Origin of the sequence: Streptomyces sp. A1277, assembly GCF_004795015.1 — a bacterium.
Taxonomy (GTDB): Bacteria; Actinomycetota; Actinomycetes; order Streptomycetales; family Streptomycetaceae; genus Streptomyces.
Genome location: NZ_SSBI01000002.1, coordinates 250,999 through 266,981, shown reverse-complemented (window position 1 = coordinate 266,981; position 15,983 = coordinate 250,999). Strand labels below are relative to the sequence as shown.

Below are 15,983 nucleotides of genomic sequence, written 5' to 3'. Positions count from 1 at the left end.
CACTGGTTTGCTGCATCCGATAACGCGCGGATGACCAGACCGAAGGAGCGGCCCTGTGACGACGACGGGCACAGCAGGTACGGCGGAGGACGAGGAGTCGTACGCCAACGAGCTACCGGTGCAGGGCAGGGAGCCCGGCAACGTCGTCATCAAGTGGGCGACCACCACGGACCACAAGACGATCGGCACGCTCTACCTGATCACCTCGTTCGCGTTCTTCCTCGGCGGCGGGCTCCTCGCGCTCTTCATGCGCGCCGAGCTGGCCCGCCCCGGCATGCAGATCATGTCGAGCGAGCAGTTCAACCAGGCGTTCACGATGCACGGCACGATCATGCTCCTGATGTTCGCGACGCCGCTGTTCGCCGGATTCGCGAACTGGATCATGCCGCTGCAGATCGGCGCGCCCGACGTGGCGTTCCCGCGGCTGAACATGCTGGCCTACTGGCTCTACCTCTTCGGCTCACTCATCGCGGTGGCCGGCTTCCTCACCCCGAACGGCGCCGCCGACTTCGGCTGGTTCGCCTACTCCCCGCTGACCGACGTGGTCCGCTCGCCCGGGGTCGGCGGCGATCTGTGGATCATGGGTCTGGCCCTCTCCGGCTTCGGCACGATCCTCGGTTCGGTCAACTTCATCACCACGATCATCTGCATGCGCGCCCCCGGCATGACGATGTTCCGCATGCCGATCTTCGTCTGGAACGTTCTGCTGACCGCTGTGCTGGTCCTGCTGGCCTTCCCGGTGCTCGCCGCGGCGCTGCTGGCGCTGGAGGCGGACCGCAAGTTCGGCGCGCACGTCTTCGACGCCACCAACGGCGGCGCGCTGCTGTGGCAACACCTCTTCTGGTTCTTCGGGCATCCGGAGGTGTACATCATCGCCCTGCCGTTCTTCGGTATCGTCTCCGAGATCATCCCGGTCTTCAGCCGCAAGCCGATCTTCGGCTACATCGGCCTGATCGGTGCGACGATCGCCATCGCCGGCCTCTCGATCACGGTGTGGGCGCACCACATGTACGTCACCGGCGGTGTGCTGCTGCCGTTCTTCTCGTTCATGACGTTCCTCATCGCGGTGCCCACCGGGGTGAAGTTCTTCAACTGGATCGGCACGATGTGGCACGGCTCGCTCTCCTTCGAAACACCGATGCTCTGGTCGGTCGGCTTCCTCATGACCTTCCTCTTCGGCGGCCTGACCGGCGTGATCCTGGCGTCCCCGCCGCTCGACTTCCACGTCTCGGACTCGTACTTCGTGGTGGCGCACTTCCACTACGTCGTCTTCGGCACGGTGGTCTTCGCGATGTTCGCCGGGTTCCACTTCTGGTGGCCGAAGTTCACCGGCAAGATGCTGGACGAGCGGCTCGGAAAGATGACTTTCTGGACGCTGTTCGTGGGCTTCCACGGCACGTTCCTGGTGCAGCACTGGCTGGGCGCGGAGGGCATGCCCCGCCGGTACGCCGACTACCTCGCGGCGGACGGCTTCACCGCGCTCAACACCATCTCGACGATCTCCTCGTTCCTGCTCGGCCTGTCGATGCTGCCCTTCCTGTACAACGTGTGGAAGACCGCCAAGTACGGCAAGAAGGTCGAGGTCGACGACCCGTGGGGCTACGGCCGTTCGCTGGAGTGGGCGACCTCCTGCCCGCCGCCGCGCCACAACTTCGTCACCCTGCCCCGCATCCGCTCCGAGTCCCCGGCGTTCGACCTGCACCACCCGGCCGTGCGTGAGCTGGAGGAGGCAGCCACCCGCCCCGACCGTTCCGTGACGGTGGCACCGGGGGACAAGCAGGCGTGAGCGTCAGGGACGGCGGAAAGGAGAACCGGGCCGCCTGCGGCCCGGACACCGAGAGCGCCCGGGGGCTGGCCCAGATGGAGGGCTACCTGCTGTGGAACGCCGAGGTCGAACAGGCGCGCAGGCTCGCCCGCCGCTTCACCGACCAGCTGCCCTGGCTCACGACGGCCCAGCGCGAGGACGTGGAGCGGGCCTACACCGCGGAGCGGACCGCCGAATCCCGGGTGATGCTCGCGCGCATCTCGGCCCGCGCCATGCAGCTGCGCGGCGAGTACAGCGAGCGCTACCGCAGGCTCCGCGCCCGCTGTGTCGCCACGGCGGTGGTGTGCGCGAGCGCGGCGGGCGGAGCCTGCGGCGTGGTGACGTACCTGGCCAGATGAGCGGTAGGTCGTCCGTTCTGCCGTCCCAGCAGGCGGACTCGCACCCCTGTCGTAAAGATGAGAGGTGACGGGCGCGTGTGACGGGGCAGGCGAACGGACGACCGTGCAGACCCCCAGAAGGGACGATCACTGTGGCACGACCCAGGATTCTCGTTGTCGGAGCCGGTTTCGCCGGGGTCGAGTGCGTACGCCGACTGGAACGGGGGCTGCGGCCGGGTGAAGCGGACGTCGCGCTCGTCGCCCCGTTCTCGTACCAGCTCTACCTGCCCCTGCTGCCCCAGGTGGCCTCGGGTGTACTGACCCCCCAGTCCGTCGCGGTGTCGCTGCGCCGCAGCAGCCGCCACCGCACGCGCATCATCCCCGGCGGGGCCATCGGGGTGGACCCCGAGGCCAAGGTGTGCGTGGTTCGCAAGATCACCGACGAGATCGTGGACGAACCGTACGACTACCTCGTACTCAGTCCCGGCAGCGTCACCCGCACCTTCGACATCCCCGGGCTCCTCGACAACGCACGCGGCATGAAGACGCTGGCCGAGGCCGCCTACGTACGCGACCACGTGATCGCGCAGCTCGACCTGGCGGACGCCAGCAACGACGAGGAGGAGCGGGCCTCGCGGCTCCAGTTCGTCGTGGTCGGCGGCGGGTACGCCGGCACCGAGACCGCGGCCTGCCTCCAGCGGCTCACCACCAACGCGCTGCGGCACTACCCCCGCCTCGACCCCAAGCTCATCAAGTGGCACCTGATCGACATCGCGCCCAAGCTCATGCCCGAACTGGGCGACAAGCTCGGCAAGAGCGCGCTGAAGGTGCTGCGCGACCGGGGCATCGAGGTATCGCTCGGGGTGTCGATCGCCGAGGCGGGGCCCGACACCGTGAAGTTCACCGACGGCCGGGTGCTGCCGTGCCGGACGCTGATCTGGACGGCCGGGGTCGCCGCCAGCCCGCTGGTCGCCACCTTCGACGCGGAGACCGTGAAGGGCCGGCTGGCCGTGACCCCCGAGATGACGCTGCCGGGTCACGACGGCCTGTTCGCGCTCGGCGACGTGGCCGCCGTGCCCGACCTGGCCAAGGGCGACGGCGCGGTCTGCCCGCCCACCGCCCAGCACGCCATCCGCCAGGGCCGCAAGCTCGCCGACAACCTCCTGGCGACCCTCCGCAACCAGCCGCTCCAGCCGTACGTCCACAAGGACCTCGGGCTCGTCGTGGACCTCGGCGGCAAGGACGCCGTCTCCAAGCCCCTCGGCATCGAGATGCACGGGATCGGTGCCCAGGCCGTGGCCCGGGGCTACCACTGGACGGCGCTGCGCACCAACGTGGCCAAGGCCCGAGTCATGGCGAACTGGCTGATCAACGCCACCGCCGGCGACGACTTCGTGCGCACGGGGTTCCAGATGCGCAAACCGGCGACGCTGCGGGACTTTGAATATACCGACAGCTACCTCACCCCGGAGCAGGTCCGCAAGCACACCGCCGCGCTGCACGCCCGGATGTGACCGCGCGCCGGTCAGGCGGACGGCACGGTGGTGTGGATCAGCCGCAGGAAGGCGGCGTTGTCCGGGGTGTGCCGGATGCGGTCCAGCAGGGTCTGAAGGGACGTCTGCGCGTCCCGGCCGTGCAGGGCCCGGCGCAGCCCCCGTACGGCGGCCAACTCGTCTGCCGATACGAGGAGTTCGTCGCGGCGAGTGCCGGAAGCGGCGATGTTCACCGCCGGGTGGACGCGCTTCTCGGCCAGTGAGCGGTCGAGCCGGAGCTCCATGTTGCCGGTGCCCTTCAGCTCCTCGAAGAAGTACTCGTCCGCCCGGGAGCCGGTCTCCACGAGCGCGGTGGCCAGGATGGTCAGGGAGCCGCCCTCCTCGGTGAGGCGGGCGGCCCCGAAGAGGCGCTTGGGGCCGAGCAGCGCCGAGGCGTCCACGCCGCCGCTCAACGTGCGCCCGCCGCTGCTCGCCGCGTTGTTGTGGGCGCGGCAGAGCCGGGTGAGCGAGTCGAGCAGCAGGACGACGTCCCGGCCCTGCTCGACCAGCCGCTCGGCGCGTGCGAGCGCGAGGTCGGCGAGGGCGATGTGCTCCTTGGCGGGCCGGTCGAACGTCGAGGCGTAGACCTCGCCACGCACCGAGCGGCGCATGTCGGTGACCTCTTCGGGCCGTTCGTCCAGGAGCACCACCATCAGATGGCTCTCGGGGTGGTTCTCGGCGACGGCGGCCGCGATCTGCTGGAGCAGGACCGTCTTGCCGGTCCTGGGCGGCGCGACGATCAGTCCGCGCTGGCCCTTGCCGACCGGGGCGACGAGATCGACGATCCGGGTCGACGGGCTGCCGGAGGGGGTCTCCAGGCGCAGCCGCTGCCGGGGGTGGAGCGGGGTGAGGTCACGGAAGTGCGGGCGGCCGCGCAGTGCCTGCGGGGGGAGGCCGTTGACGCGTTCGACGGTGCTCAGGGAGCGGGCGCGTTCGCAGTGGCCCTCCACCACGTCGCCCTTGCGCAGGCCGTAGCGGCGGATGAGCGCCGAGGGGACCTGTACGTCGTGGGGGGCCGGGTGGCCCTGGGGCGAGCGCAGGGCGCCGTTCTGCTGGTGCGTGACGTCGAGGATGCCGGCGGCGGCCGTGGGAGCGGGGGGCCGGGAGGTGACGGGGTGTTCGAGTGTGGTGGTCATGCGGGTGGTCCTTTCGCGGACATGCGAATGAAGGGGCCCGGCAGAGACGGGGGCGGATGGTCACGCCCCGGACGACGGGCGGGAAAGCCCGGTGGAGGAGTCCGTACCGGACTGGGGAAACGGTGTGACAAAGCTGGATCACCGGTCGCGAGCGACGGGTGCGTCAGCGTGAGAGAAATGCAAGGGCACCGGCGTCTGAGGAACGAGACGTGCACAGGTACCGATGGAAATGTACCACGCCCACTGGGCAGGACCGCGGAAGCCGCCCGGCCACAGAAGGCCGGGCGGCTGGGTGGATCAGGTGTTCCGGCTGGTCAGGGCGTCGGCCCGGACCCCCTGAACACATCCAGGATCTGTTCGGCGGCCAGGGTCGCCGGCAGCGTCCCCTCCCGCACCCCCCGTTCGAGCTCCGGCGCCAGTGCCCGCACTCCGGCGTGCCCGCGCAGGCTCTCCAGCAGCTCGTCCCGGACCATCGTCCAGGTCCAGTCGACCTGCTGCTCGCTGCGCTTCTGCGCGAGCCTGCCGGTCGACTCCAGCAGTGCCCGGTGCTGTTCCAACCGCTCCCACAGGGTGTCGAGCCCGCTCGACTCGCGGGCGCTGCACGTCAGGACCGGCGGGGTCCACGCCGCGTCCGCCGGATGCATCAGCCGGAGCGCGCCCGCGAGTTCACGGGCGGCGGCGCGGGCGTCGCGCTCGTGCGGGCCGTCGGCCTTGTTGACCGCGATGGCGTCCGCGAGCTCCAGGACGCCCTTCTTGATGCCCTGCAGCTGGTCACCGGTGCGCGCCAGGGTGAGCAGCAGGAACGTGTCGACCATGTTGGCGACCGCCGTCTCCGACTGGCCGACACCGACCGTCTCCACCAGCACCACGTCGTACCCAGCGGCCTCCATCACCACGATGGACTCGCGGGTCGCCTTGGCCACCCCGCCCAGGGTTCCGGCGGTGGGGGAGGGGCGGACGAAGGCTGCCGGGTCCACCGCGAGCCGCTCCATCCTGGTCTTGTCGCCCAGGATGGAGCCGCCGGTACGGCTGGAGGACGGGTCGACGGCCAGCACCGCGACCCGGTGCCCGAGCCCGGTGAGCATGGTGCCGAGCGCGTCGATGAACGTCGACTTGCCGACCCCGGGCACACCGCTGATGCCGACGCGCCGGGCGGTGCCCGAGTGCGGAAGCAGTTCGCGCAGCAACTCCTGTGCCAGCGCCCGGTGGTCGGGGCGGGTGGACTCGACGAGGGTGATGGCGCGCGCGATGTGCGCGCGCTTCCCGTCGAGCACCCCCTTCACATAACTGTCGAGATCGATCCTCGGGGCCATCGGTCAGCGGCTCACAGCTCGTGACCGAGAGCGGAACCGAGGCGCGTCACCAGGTCGTGCGCCGCCTCCGGGATCACCGTCCCCGGCGGGAACACGGCCGCGGCCCCCGCCTCGCGCAGCGCCTCGATGTCCTGCGGCGGAATGACCCCGCCGACCACGATCATGATGTCCTCGCGCCCCTCGGCGGCCAGCTCCTCGCGGAGCGCCGGGACGAGCGTGAGGTGGCCGGCGGCCAGGGACGAGACGCCCACGATGTGCACGTCCGCCTCGACCGCCTGCCGGGCGACCTCGCCCGGCGTCTGGAAGAGCGGGCCGACGTCCACGTCGAAGCCCAGGTCGGCGAAGGCGGTCGCGATGACCTTCTGGCCCCGGTCGTGCCCGTCCTGGCCCATCTTGGCGACCAGGATGCGCGGACGCCGCCCCTCCGCCTCCTCGAACGCGTCGACAAGCACGCGGGTCCGGTCCACGGACGGTGACTGACCTGCCTCGTTGCGGTACACACCGGAGATCGTACGGATCTGGCCGGCGTGCCGGCCGTACACCTTCTCCAGCGCGTCCGAGATCTCGCCCACCGTCGCCATCGCACGGGCCGCGTCCACGGCCAGCGCCAGCAGATTGCCTTCGAGACCGGGGCCGGGGTCCCGTCCGGCGGCGGCCGTCAGGGCGCGCAGCGCGTCCTGGCAGGCATGCTCGTCGCGTTCCTCGCGCAGTCGGCGCAGTTTCTCGATCTGCTGGGTGCGGACGGAGGAGTTGTCGACCTTCAGGACGTCGATCTTCTCGTCGGTGTCGACGCGGTACTTGTTGACGCCGATGACGGGCTGGCGGCCGGAGTCGATGCGGGCCTGGGTGCGGGCGGCGGCTTCTTCGATGCGGAGCTTGGGGATGCCCGCGTCGATGGCCTTGGCCATGCCGCCGGCGGCTTCGACCTCCTCGATGTGCTGCCAGGCCCTGCGTGCCAGGTCGTACGTGAGCTTCTCCACGTATGCGCTGCCGCCCCAGGGGTCGATGACCCGGCCGGTGCCGGACTCCTGCTGGAGGAGGAGCTGGGTGTTGCGGGCGATGCGGGCCGAGAAGTCGGTGGGCAGGGCCAGTGCCTCGTCCAGGGCGTTGGTGTGCAGTGACTGGGTGTGGCCCTGGGTCGCGGCCATCGCCTCCACGCAGGTCCTGGTGACGTTGTTGAACACGTCCTGCGCGGTCAGCGACCAGCCCGAGGTCTGGGAATGGGTGCGCAGGGAGAGGGACTTGGCGTTCTTCGGGCCGAACTCCCTGACCAGCTTGGCCCACAGCAGCCGGGCCGCCCGCAGCTTCGCGATCTCCATGAAGAAGTTCATGCCGATCGCCCAGAAGAACGACAGCCGGGGCGCGAACGCGTCGACGTCCAGACCGGCCTCCCGCCCCGCACGGATGTACTCCACCCCGTCGGCCAGGGTGTAGGCCAGCTCCAGATCGGCCGTGGCCCCGGCCTCCTGGATGTGGTAGCCGGAGATGGAGATCGAGTTGTAGCGCGGCATCTTCGTCGAGGTGTAGGAGAAGATGTCGGAGATGATCCGCATCGAGGGCTTCGGCGGGTAGATGTAGGTGTTGCGGACCATGAACTCCTTCAGAATGTCGTTCTGAATGGTCCCGGCCAGCTTCTCCGGCGCTACGCCCTGTTCCTCGGCGGCCACGATGTACAGCGCGAGGACCGGCAGCACCGCGCCGTTCATCGTCATCGACACCGACATCTTGTCGAGCGGGATGCCGTCGAAGAGCCGGCGCATGTCGTAGATCGAGTCGATCGCCACACCCGCCATGCCGACATCGCCCGTCACCCGGGGGTGATCGCTGTCGTAGCCGCGGTGCGTCGGCAGGTCGAAGGCGACCGACAGACCCTTCTGCCCGGCCGCGAGGTTACGCCGGTAGAAGGCGTTGGACTCCTCCGCGGTGGAGAAGCCCGCGTACTGCCGGATCGTCCAGGGCTGGTTGACGTACATCGTCGGGTACGGACCGCGCAGATACGGCGCCATACCCGGATACGTACCCAGGAAGTCCAGCCCCTCCAGGTCACGGCCGGTGTACAGCGGCTTGACCGCGATGCCCTCAGGGGTCTCCCACAGCAGGTCGCCGTCGGAGCTGCCGCAGGACTCCTTGACCGCGGCACGCCACTGGTCCTCGGTCACCTCGGCGCCGCCGCCCGGACCGAGCTCGATGTCGGAGAAGTCGGGGATCCGCATTACGCCACACCCATACGGTCGAGAAGGGAAGAGAGCACGGCCACCGCGTCGCAGCCGGCGAAGACGTACTCGTCGACGCCGCTGTACTCGCCGGGCCGCCCCGCCAGGTACAGGCGCCGCGCGCCCGCCGCGACCAGCGCCCGGGCGACCTCGTCGGCCTGTTCGGCGTAGAGGGCGTCGGTGGAGCACAGGCACGCCACATCCGTCCCCGAGGCCGCGAAAGCCTCGGCCACCGACGACGCGTCCACCCGCACCGGCTCGTGCACGGGCTCGATGCCGCCCGCCTGGAAGAGATTCGCGGCGAACGAGGCCCGCGCGGTGTGCGCCGCGGCCGGGCCGAGCGCCGCGATGAACACCCGCGGCCGGCTGCCGGTCGCCGCCAGACGGGCGTCCGAGCGCGCTCGCAGCGCCTCGAACGCCTCGTCGCGCCGGACCACGGGAAGCCCGCCGCCCACGGGGACCGCCGGCAGCGGCTCGCGCTCCACCGGGCGCTCGTTCAGCGAGGGGAACTCGCTGACGCCGGTGATCGGCTCCTTGCGCCGCGCCAGGTCCTTGCTGCGCGCCTCCCAGGTGGCCGCGATCCGCTCCGCGACCAGCCCCGAGCCCAGCGCGGCCGCCTGGCCGCCCGCCCGCTCGATCTCCTGGAAGAACGCCCAGGCGGCGCCCGCGAGTTCGTCGGTCAGCCGCTCCACGTACCAGGAACCGCCGGCCGGGTCGATGACCCGGGCCAGATGCGACTCCTCCAGCAGGATCGTCGAGGTGTTGCGGGCGATGCGCCGGGCGAACGCGTCGGGCAGGCCCAGCGCGTGATCGAAGGGCAGCACGGTCACCGCGTCGGCTCCGCCGACCCCCGCGCCGAGACTCGCCAGCGTGGTGCGCAGCATGTTCACCCACGGGTCGCGCCGCGTCATCATCACCGGCGACGTCACCGCGTGCTGCCGCTGGGCGCCCGTGCCCGGGGCTCCGCATGCCTCGGCGACCCGCGCCCACAGCCGGCGCGCCGCGCGCAGCTTGGCGATCGTCAGGAACTGGTCGGCGGTGGCCGCGTACCGGAATTCCAGCTGCCCGCACGCCTCTTCGAGGCCGAGCCCCGCATCCGTCAGCGCCCGCAGATAGGCGACGCCCGTGGCCAGCGACGCGCCCAGCTCCTGGGCCGCCGAGCCGCCGGCCTCGTGGTACGGCATGGCGTCCACGACGATCGCCCGCAGCCCGGGGTACTCCTGCGCGCAGCGCCGCGCCCAGCCGACGGCCGCCGTCAGCTCCGGCTCGGTCCCGGTGCGCGCGGCCCGCCCCAGCGGATCGGCGCCGAGGCTGCCCCGCACCTGCCCCGCCGGTACCCCGCGCTCCGCGTGCAGCCGCAGCAACTCGGTTGCCGCCGCGTCCAGTTCGGCGCCCGCGTCCAGGACGATGGGCGCCAGGTCGAGGAGTACGCCGTCCAGAGCCCGCTCCAGACCGGACACCGGTACGCCGTCGGCGCCGCCGACGGCCAGCCACAGCGAGGTGACACCGTTCTCCAGGTCCGTGAGCACGGCCTCGTTGAGGCGGGCGGGATCCGTGTACGCGTGCCGCTGGCGTACCCCCCAGCCGTCCGTCGTGGACCCCTCGGGCTTGCTGCCGCGAGTGAAGGGGGCGAAGCCGGGGAGACCGGTATCGGGCGCGTCGTCGCGCGAGGTGTAGAGGGGGCGGGTGATGAGCCCGTCCTCCACCGTGGTGGACAGCGCTTCCTCGGCGGCCGGTCCCGAGACATCCTTGCCCGATTTGCGAAGCACACCCTCGACGAGGCTCTGCCATTGCTCATGGGCGGGGTCAGGGAATCCGGCGGCCAGCGAAAGCCCGTCAGCAGGCTGGACCGTCATGGCCCAGATGCTAGGGCAGGTCCCGTGGGTGCAGCAGTGCGTCGGCCTGTGACCTTGCCCTCCCTCACAGCACCTGATCCTTCACACACGGTCGCGTCGGCCCTGCCTTTCGCCGGGTGGCGCTTTGTCATAGTGCACCACTGAATGCCCGAAGTTATGCTGCTGGCAATCCATCCATCCGGAGAGGACACGCCCGTGGCTGTGGGACCAGTGGAGCACCTCGTCGCCGCCTTCCCGGCAGCCGGTTCGGCGATGCCCTCGCGCCGGCCCCGGCCCCGGAGCAGGCCGTCGCGCTGAAGCGGCGGGGCGTTCTCGCCGACGCGGAATCCGAGGCCCGGAGGGAGTGGGCAATGGCGGAATGAGGGGGGTTTGCGGGCGCCACGCCCCACAGGCACTCCATTCCGCCGCTATTCCGCCTCCAGGTCATCTCCAGGTGAACAGGAGGGGGAGCGGGAAACGGCGCCTCCGCCGGCCGTCCGCCCTGCCGCGCCCGATCGAAGATCCCCGGCGTTTTACTTTGTCGATTTGCCGACATCATGCGACTTTTGATCCGGCCAAGCCGAACAGTCGATTCGGATTCGTGTCGGGAAAAGAGGAAACCCATCGTGCAGACCGTCAGGGCCGTCCCGACCGCTTCCGCCCTCAATCTGCGCGACCTGGGAGGCATCCCCCTGGGCCCCGGCCGGCAGGTGCGACAGGGTGTGCTGCTGCGCTCCGGCCGGCTCAGCGGGCTGGACCCGGTGGACGACGCCGCCGTGGCCGCACTCGGCATCCGTACGGTCGTCGATCTGCGCAGCGCGGACGAGCGCGGCTCGGCGCCCGACACCCTCCCGCCCGGCGCCCGGCTGTTCGTCGCCGACGTGCTGGGGGAGAACCCGGGTGTGGCCCCCGCCCGTTTCCGCGCGCTGCTCGCGGACCCGGTGGAGGCCGAACGACTGCTCGGGAACGGCAGGGCCGAGGAGGTGTTCGCCCAGTCCTACCGGCAGATGGTGCTCTCACCGGGTGCCGCGGCCGCGTACCGCGCCTTCATCGACACGGCCGCCGACACCGCCGCGCGCCCGGTGCTCTTCCACTGCGCGACGGGCAAGGGCCGCGCCGGCTGGGGGGCCGCCCTATTGCTCCTGATCCTCGGCGCCTCACGGGACGTCGTGCGCCAGGAGTTCCTGGCGGTGAACCCGGTGGTGCGGGCCGCCTACCGGCCGTACGTGCAGGGCTTCCTCGACGCGGGCGGCGACCCCGAGATCGCGTCCGCCATCATCGAGGTCCGCCCCCGTTACCTCGACACGGCGCTGGACGCCATGGACGAGCGCTGGGGCGGTCTGGACGGCTATGTGCGCGACTGCCTGCGCGTCCCCGGCCCCACGCTGCGGCGCCTGCGCAGCGAACTGGTCGTCTACGCCCGCCCGTAGCGGCCTCCCGGCACGGCACTCTGCCCCCGGCACGGGATGTGCCGGGGGCAGAGTGCCGGGTGTGGGGGAGCCGCGCCCCTCACACCTTCAGAAGCCGTTCGGTGATGTCGCGGTAGTGCTGCAGGGTGACCCGCAGCTCCTCGGTCCGCGTCCCGGGGTCCCCGTCGTCCTGCCCCGCGACGTGCAGGGTGCGGCGGCGCTCCTGGAGCGCGTCCGTGAGCCCGGTGACGACCGCGTCGAAGGTGGATTCGGCCTCCTCGACGGCCCGGTGCGGGCTTTCGACGAAGTCCGCGACCGCCTGCTGGAGGCGGTGGGCCAGCTTGTCCTGGTCACCGGTCGGCAGCAGGGGCTGCGCCGCGTCGGGCGCGCCGTGCGCCGTGGCGCCGTCGGCCGGTTCGTGTCCGGTCGCCGTTCGGTCGGTGTCCGTTGCGCCGGTCGGGGTGTCCGGTGCCGTGCGCCCGGTGTCAGCGGCCCGGGTCGAGACCTCCGGCGCCGCGTGCCCGGTGCCCGAGGGGGCGGGGGCCGCCATCTGCGGGGGGCGGGCCGGGACGTCGTCCGAGGGGCGCGCGGCCCCCGTACCGGTGTCGGCGACGGCCGGGCGGTTCGTGGGCGCTCCGGGAGCCGCGGCGGGGGTCCGCGGTGTGCGGTCGGTGTCCTTCGTCATGCCGTGCCACTTCCTTCCGCATGGTGGGGGTCCCGGCTAACCGGGGCGTCCGTGCCGTTCGATACGAGGACGTCGAAGAGGCCGCGGGCCTCGACCAGGGCCTCCCTCATCTCCTCCGTGTCGCCCTCGCCCCGCCGGGCGGCGTGGACGCGCCGGTAGCCGTGGACGTGTTCGGCGTGGTGGACGGAGAGCGCGTCGCTCTGCTCGCCGAAGTCCTTGCCGTCGGGGAAGCCCAGGTCCCGGGCCAGTTCCGCGAGGAGCGCGTCGGCATCGGCCACCGCCTGCTGCGGCGAGTCGACGAATCGGTCCTGGATCCGCGCCCAGCGGGCGGTGTACTCGTCCCTGGCCTCGGGGGTCAACGGGCGCTCGTCCAGCGAGCGGTGACGCTTCAGCCGCTCGCTCAGCTCGTGTTCGGCGGCCTTGGTGTCGCCGTCGTGCCGGTCGACGGCACGGTCGTACTCGGGCCCGAAGCGGCGCCGCAGCCCATGCCCGCCGGTCTTCCGGCCGAAGGCGAAGAACAGTCCGGCGGCCACCACCACGACGACCGCGAGGATGATCACGAGGGTCGTCATGGTCACCACCCCCGGCGGTAGTCGGTCCGCAAGTCGCTGTGTTCCACTCCCACCATCCCTTTCGGTTGGTCGCCCGGCTCCGTTCTCGGCCGGGCGTGACGCTCGTGTACCCCTGCGAACGCGTTCGACGCGTTCGGGACGCGCCCGTCGCCGATGGGCCGCCCCGGTAGGCTGGTGGGGCCGCAGCAGGAGTCCTCCGAGAGGGGCGGATCACGGTGACCGAGCGCAAACCCGCGGGTGTCAGCTTCGAATCCTGGGTCGACCAGCAGATCCGGGAGTCGGAACAGCGTGGTGACATCTCCCGGCTGCCAGGATTCGGCAAGCCCCTCGAAGCGCTGAGCGCCCCGTACGACGAGACGTGGTGGATCAAGGCGAAGATGCAGCGCGAAGGGGTGTCGGTGCTCCCGCCGGCGCTGGCGCTGCGCAAGGAGGCCGAGGACGTCCTCGCCCGTCTGCCGGAGATCCGGACGGAGGCCGAGGTGCGGCGGGTGCTGACCGAGGTGAACGAGAAGATCCACGCGGCCGTGCGCCGTCCACCGCCCGGACCGCTGCTCAACCTGCGGCCGTTCGACGTGGCCGCCCTGGTCGAGGAGTGGCGCGAGGCGCGCGCCTCCTGAGACCGGCCCGAGTCCCTGTCGCCGGCGGATGCGTAATACTCGCCCCATGAGATCAAGCGTTACGCCGACGGGCCGCCGCACGTCCGGCGGCCCGGTCCGTATCCGGCGGGCGACCGCGCGGGACGCGAAGCGCCTCACCCGGCTGGTCCGGTCCTCGCGTGCGTACGAGGGCCCGTACGCACCCATGGTCGCCGGATACCGGGTGGGGCCGGACTACATCGAGGCGCACGCGGTCTTCGCGGCCGAGCAGGAGACGACGGGGCGGGTGCTCGGTTTCTACGCGCTGGTCCTGGACCCGCCCGAGCTGGACCTGCTCTTCGTCGCCGACGACGCGCAGGGCACCGGCACCGGGCGGCTCCTGATCGGCCACCTGCGCCAGGAGGCCGTCGCCCGGGGGGTGCCCGGCGTACGCGTCGTCTCGCACCCTCCGGCGGAGGGCTTCTACCTGAGCGTGGGCGCGCAGCGGACCGGCACCGTGCGGGCCACGCCCCCGGCGGTGATGTGGGACCGCCCCGAGCTGGTGCTGCCGGTCGCCTGAGCGTGCTGTCAGGCCGGGCCGGCGTCCGAGGCGCGGTGGACGTCCGTGACGGTGAACAGTCCATCGACCTGGTGCTGCCGGTCGCCTGAGCGTGCTGTCAGGCCGGGCCGGCGTCCGAGGCGCGGTGGACGTCCGTGACGGTGAACAGTCCGCCGTCCGGGTCGATCAGCGTCGCCTCCCGGCCCTCGGCGCGGGTCAGCTCCTCCACGAGCGAGCCCCCGTGCTCGCGTGCCGTTTGGATCGTGGCGCCCACGTCGGCCACGGGGAAGTTCACCTGCCAGTGCGGGCGGACCAGCGGGTCCGGGGCCGTCTCGACCGCACCCGAGCTGATCCGGGCCAGCTGGCGCCCCCCGCACCGCACGACGACCTCGTCCTTGGCGTAGGCCACCTCGCAGGCGCCCGGCTTTCCGCTCGCCCAGTCTAGGACCTCGCCGTAGAAGATCGCGGCGTCGAAGGCGCTGCGGGTGCGCAGCCGCAGCCACGCGTGCGCATGGCCGTCCGGCGCGGGCGGTGACGTCGTCGGCTCGGTCCGCTCCCAGATGCCGAACCCGGCACCGTCCCGGTCGGCGGCCAGCGCGCCGCGCCCCTTGCCGAGCGCCAGCGGCCCCACCGCCACCGTGCCGCTGCGCTCCCGGATGCGGGAGGCGGCCACGTCGGCGTCCCGGACGGCGAAGTACGGGGTCCAGGCCACCGCGACGCGGAAGGCTGTGGCCACGGCGCCGATACCGGCGACCGGGACGTCACCGCGGCGGGCCACCGAGAAGTCCTGGCCGAGCCGGCCCGGGCGGAAGGTCCAGCCCATCACCGGGCCGTAGAACTCCTGGGCGGACTCCAGGTCCCGGGTCATGAGATTGACCCAGCAGGGGGCCGCAGACCCGGTCAGAGCCGCCCGTGCGGGCGCCGCGCCGGAGGTGCTTGGGGTCATGGTGCTACTGCCTTCATCAGGGGTGCGGCAGGTGTGCCGGGGCCCTCACCAGCCTCACCGCGGGCGGCGGCGCCCGCAACACGCGCCGCCGCCCGCCGCTCGGGGGTCACTCGCGCTTGTCGTCGTCCTCGTGGCGGATCGGCTCGTTGCCGCTGTCGCCGAGCTCGTACGGCGAGAGTCCCCTGCCGTCGGCCGGGAAGTGGTCGTCGCCGTGGACGTCGTTCTGCTCGGCGTGGCTGCGGTGCTCCGGCCCGACCGGCTGCTCGTCCGGCCGGGGCGGGGGCAGCTCCTGGTCGTGCCGTCGCTTGCCCAGCCAGAAGGCGCCGATCAGCAAAGCCACCAGGAGCACACCGATCACCCCCAGCACGATTCCGGTCGCTCCGCGTCCGTCCGCGAGGGTGACTGCCAGGGAATTCAGGGCTCCATCCGAAACATCCATGCTTGCCGGATACCCCAGGACGCGGGCGTCACTCGGAGTGGAGATCGAATTCATGTTTTAAGTGGATATACATACAGAAAAAGTTTCGGCCGGCGTACGGTCCGATCGGCCGCCGTGGCGGGGCCCCGGGCCGCTCATGTCGCACCCGCCTGCTCACGGGGTAAGCCTGGAGGGGACGGCATTGATCCCTTCGGAAGGAACAGCGTGAACAGCACACAGGAGCAGCAGGCGGCGGAGAACCACCACGACCAGGAGGTCTCGGTCGTCGTCAGCGACTGCCCGGAGGACGACGCGCGTACGGTCTTCGACGTGCTGCGGGCCGCCTTCACCACCGACCGGTCCTCGGCCGACATTCCCCACGAGGCCGCGTCCAAGCGGCCCACCGCCTGGACCGCCACCGTCGATGTGTCCGAGACCCGGACGGTCTCGGGCTCCGTGACCCTAGGTGCTCCCGTCACCGCCGAGGTCCAGGGCGGCTACCAGGCCGTGGACCGGCTCCGGCAGGGCCTGGCCGACGCCTTCGCGGTGCAGGTCGTGGGCACCGTCTCCGGCGACCAGGAGGAAGAAGTGCGGCTGCGGCTGGACAACAAGTAGGCCGAACGCCTGCGGCGGTCCCGGTGGGGCACG

Annotated in this window: 15 protein-coding genes; 7 read left to right on the top strand and 8 right to left on the bottom strand. The window is 71.5% G+C overall.

Annotated features, from left to right (window positions below; genetic code table 11):
* The first annotated feature begins 55 nt into the window (after positions 1-55).
* The 3 genes from ctaD (at position 56) to E6R18_RS02595 (ending at position 3,656) form a co-directional block, all read left to right on the top strand.
* On the top strand, positions 56-1,786 hold the full coding sequence (ctaD, locus tag E6R18_RS02605) for a cytochrome c oxidase subunit I (protein WP_136315167.1): 1,731 nt from the start codon (positions 56-58) through the stop codon (positions 1,784-1,786).
* Between the two features lie 74 nt (positions 1,787-1,860).
* On the top strand, positions 1,861-2,163 hold the full coding sequence (locus E6R18_RS02600) for a hypothetical protein (protein ID WP_168712267.1): 303 nt from the start codon (positions 1,861-1,863) through the stop codon (positions 2,161-2,163).
* Between the two features lie 131 nt (positions 2,164-2,294).
* Entirely contained in the window at positions 2,295-3,656 is a 1,362-nt protein-coding gene (locus tag E6R18_RS02595) for an NAD(P)/FAD-dependent oxidoreductase (RefSeq protein ID WP_136315165.1), read from the top strand.
* Positions 3,657-3,667: 11 nt separating this feature from the next.
* Here the strand turns inward: E6R18_RS02595 and rho are convergent, their stop codons facing one another.
* The 4 genes from rho to mutA form a co-directional block, all read right to left on the bottom strand.
* Positions 3,668-4,810, bottom strand: a complete 1,143-nt coding sequence (rho, locus tag E6R18_RS02590; protein WP_136315164.1) for a transcription termination factor Rho — start codon at positions 4,808-4,810, stop codon at positions 3,668-3,670.
* 314 nt (positions 4,811-5,124) lie between these two features.
* Positions 5,125-6,123: a methylmalonyl Co-A mutase-associated GTPase MeaB gene (meaB, locus tag E6R18_RS02585; RefSeq protein WP_136315163.1), complete on the bottom strand. Its 999-nt coding sequence runs from the start codon at positions 6,121-6,123 to the stop codon at positions 5,125-5,127.
* A gap of 11 nt (positions 6,124-6,134) precedes the next feature.
* Entirely contained in the window at positions 6,135-8,336 is a 2,202-nt protein-coding gene (gene scpA, locus E6R18_RS02580; protein WP_136315162.1) for a methylmalonyl-CoA mutase, read from the bottom strand.
* Positions 8,336-10,192 (bottom strand): methylmalonyl-CoA mutase small subunit, encoded by a 1,857-nt coding sequence (gene mutA, locus E6R18_RS02575; protein ID WP_136315161.1) that lies wholly within the window; start codon positions 10,190-10,192, stop codon positions 8,336-8,338. Before mutA ends, scpA begins: the two co-directional genes overlap by 1 nt.
* Positions 10,193-10,797: 605 nt before the next feature.
* Between mutA and E6R18_RS02570 the strand changes: the two genes are divergently transcribed.
* On the top strand, positions 10,798-11,601 hold the full coding sequence (locus E6R18_RS02570) for a tyrosine-protein phosphatase (RefSeq protein ID WP_136315160.1): 804 nt from the start codon (positions 10,798-10,800) through the stop codon (positions 11,599-11,601).
* Positions 11,602-11,680: 79 nt separating this feature from the next.
* Here E6R18_RS02570 and E6R18_RS02565 read toward each other — a convergent pair whose 3' ends face one another.
* Positions 11,681-12,265 (bottom strand): hypothetical protein, encoded by a 585-nt coding sequence (locus E6R18_RS02565; protein WP_136315159.1) that lies wholly within the window; start codon positions 12,263-12,265, stop codon positions 11,681-11,683.
* Entirely contained in the window at positions 12,262-12,837 is a 576-nt protein-coding gene (locus tag E6R18_RS02560; protein ID WP_240799572.1) for a hypothetical protein, read from the bottom strand. The genes E6R18_RS02565 and E6R18_RS02560 overlap by 4 nt, the downstream gene beginning before the upstream one ends.
* A 215-nt stretch (positions 12,838-13,052) precedes the next feature.
* Here E6R18_RS02560 and E6R18_RS02555 point away from each other — a divergent pair, with 215 nt between their 5' ends.
* Both E6R18_RS02555 and E6R18_RS02550 read left to right on the top strand, forming a co-directional pair.
* Positions 13,053-13,454 carry a DUF1992 domain-containing protein gene (locus tag E6R18_RS02555; RefSeq protein ID WP_136315157.1) on the top strand — a complete coding sequence of 134 codons (402 nt, stop codon included), beginning with the start codon at positions 13,053-13,055 and terminating at the stop codon, positions 13,452-13,454.
* A gap of 46 nt (positions 13,455-13,500) precedes the next feature.
* Positions 13,501-13,992, top strand: a complete 492-nt coding sequence (locus tag E6R18_RS02550) for a GNAT family N-acetyltransferase (RefSeq protein WP_136315156.1) — start codon at positions 13,501-13,503, stop codon at positions 13,990-13,992.
* 97 nt (positions 13,993-14,089) lie between these two features.
* Here the strand turns inward: E6R18_RS02550 and E6R18_RS02545 are convergent, their stop codons facing one another.
* Positions 14,090-14,917: a VOC family protein gene (locus tag E6R18_RS02545; protein ID WP_136315155.1), complete on the bottom strand. Its 828-nt coding sequence runs from the start codon at positions 14,915-14,917 to the stop codon at positions 14,090-14,092.
* Positions 14,918-15,023: 106 nt separating this feature from the next.
* Positions 15,024-15,356 carry a DUF6479 family protein gene (locus tag E6R18_RS02540; RefSeq protein ID WP_136315154.1) on the bottom strand — a complete coding sequence of 111 codons (333 nt, stop codon included), beginning with the start codon at positions 15,354-15,356 and terminating at the stop codon, positions 15,024-15,026.
* 204 nt (positions 15,357-15,560) lie between these two features.
* Here E6R18_RS02540 and E6R18_RS02535 point away from each other — a divergent pair, with 204 nt between their 5' ends.
* On the top strand, positions 15,561-15,950 hold the full coding sequence (locus E6R18_RS02535; protein ID WP_136315153.1) for a hypothetical protein: 390 nt from the start codon (positions 15,561-15,563) through the stop codon (positions 15,948-15,950).
* The last annotated feature ends 33 nt before the right edge of the window (positions 15,951-15,983 follow it).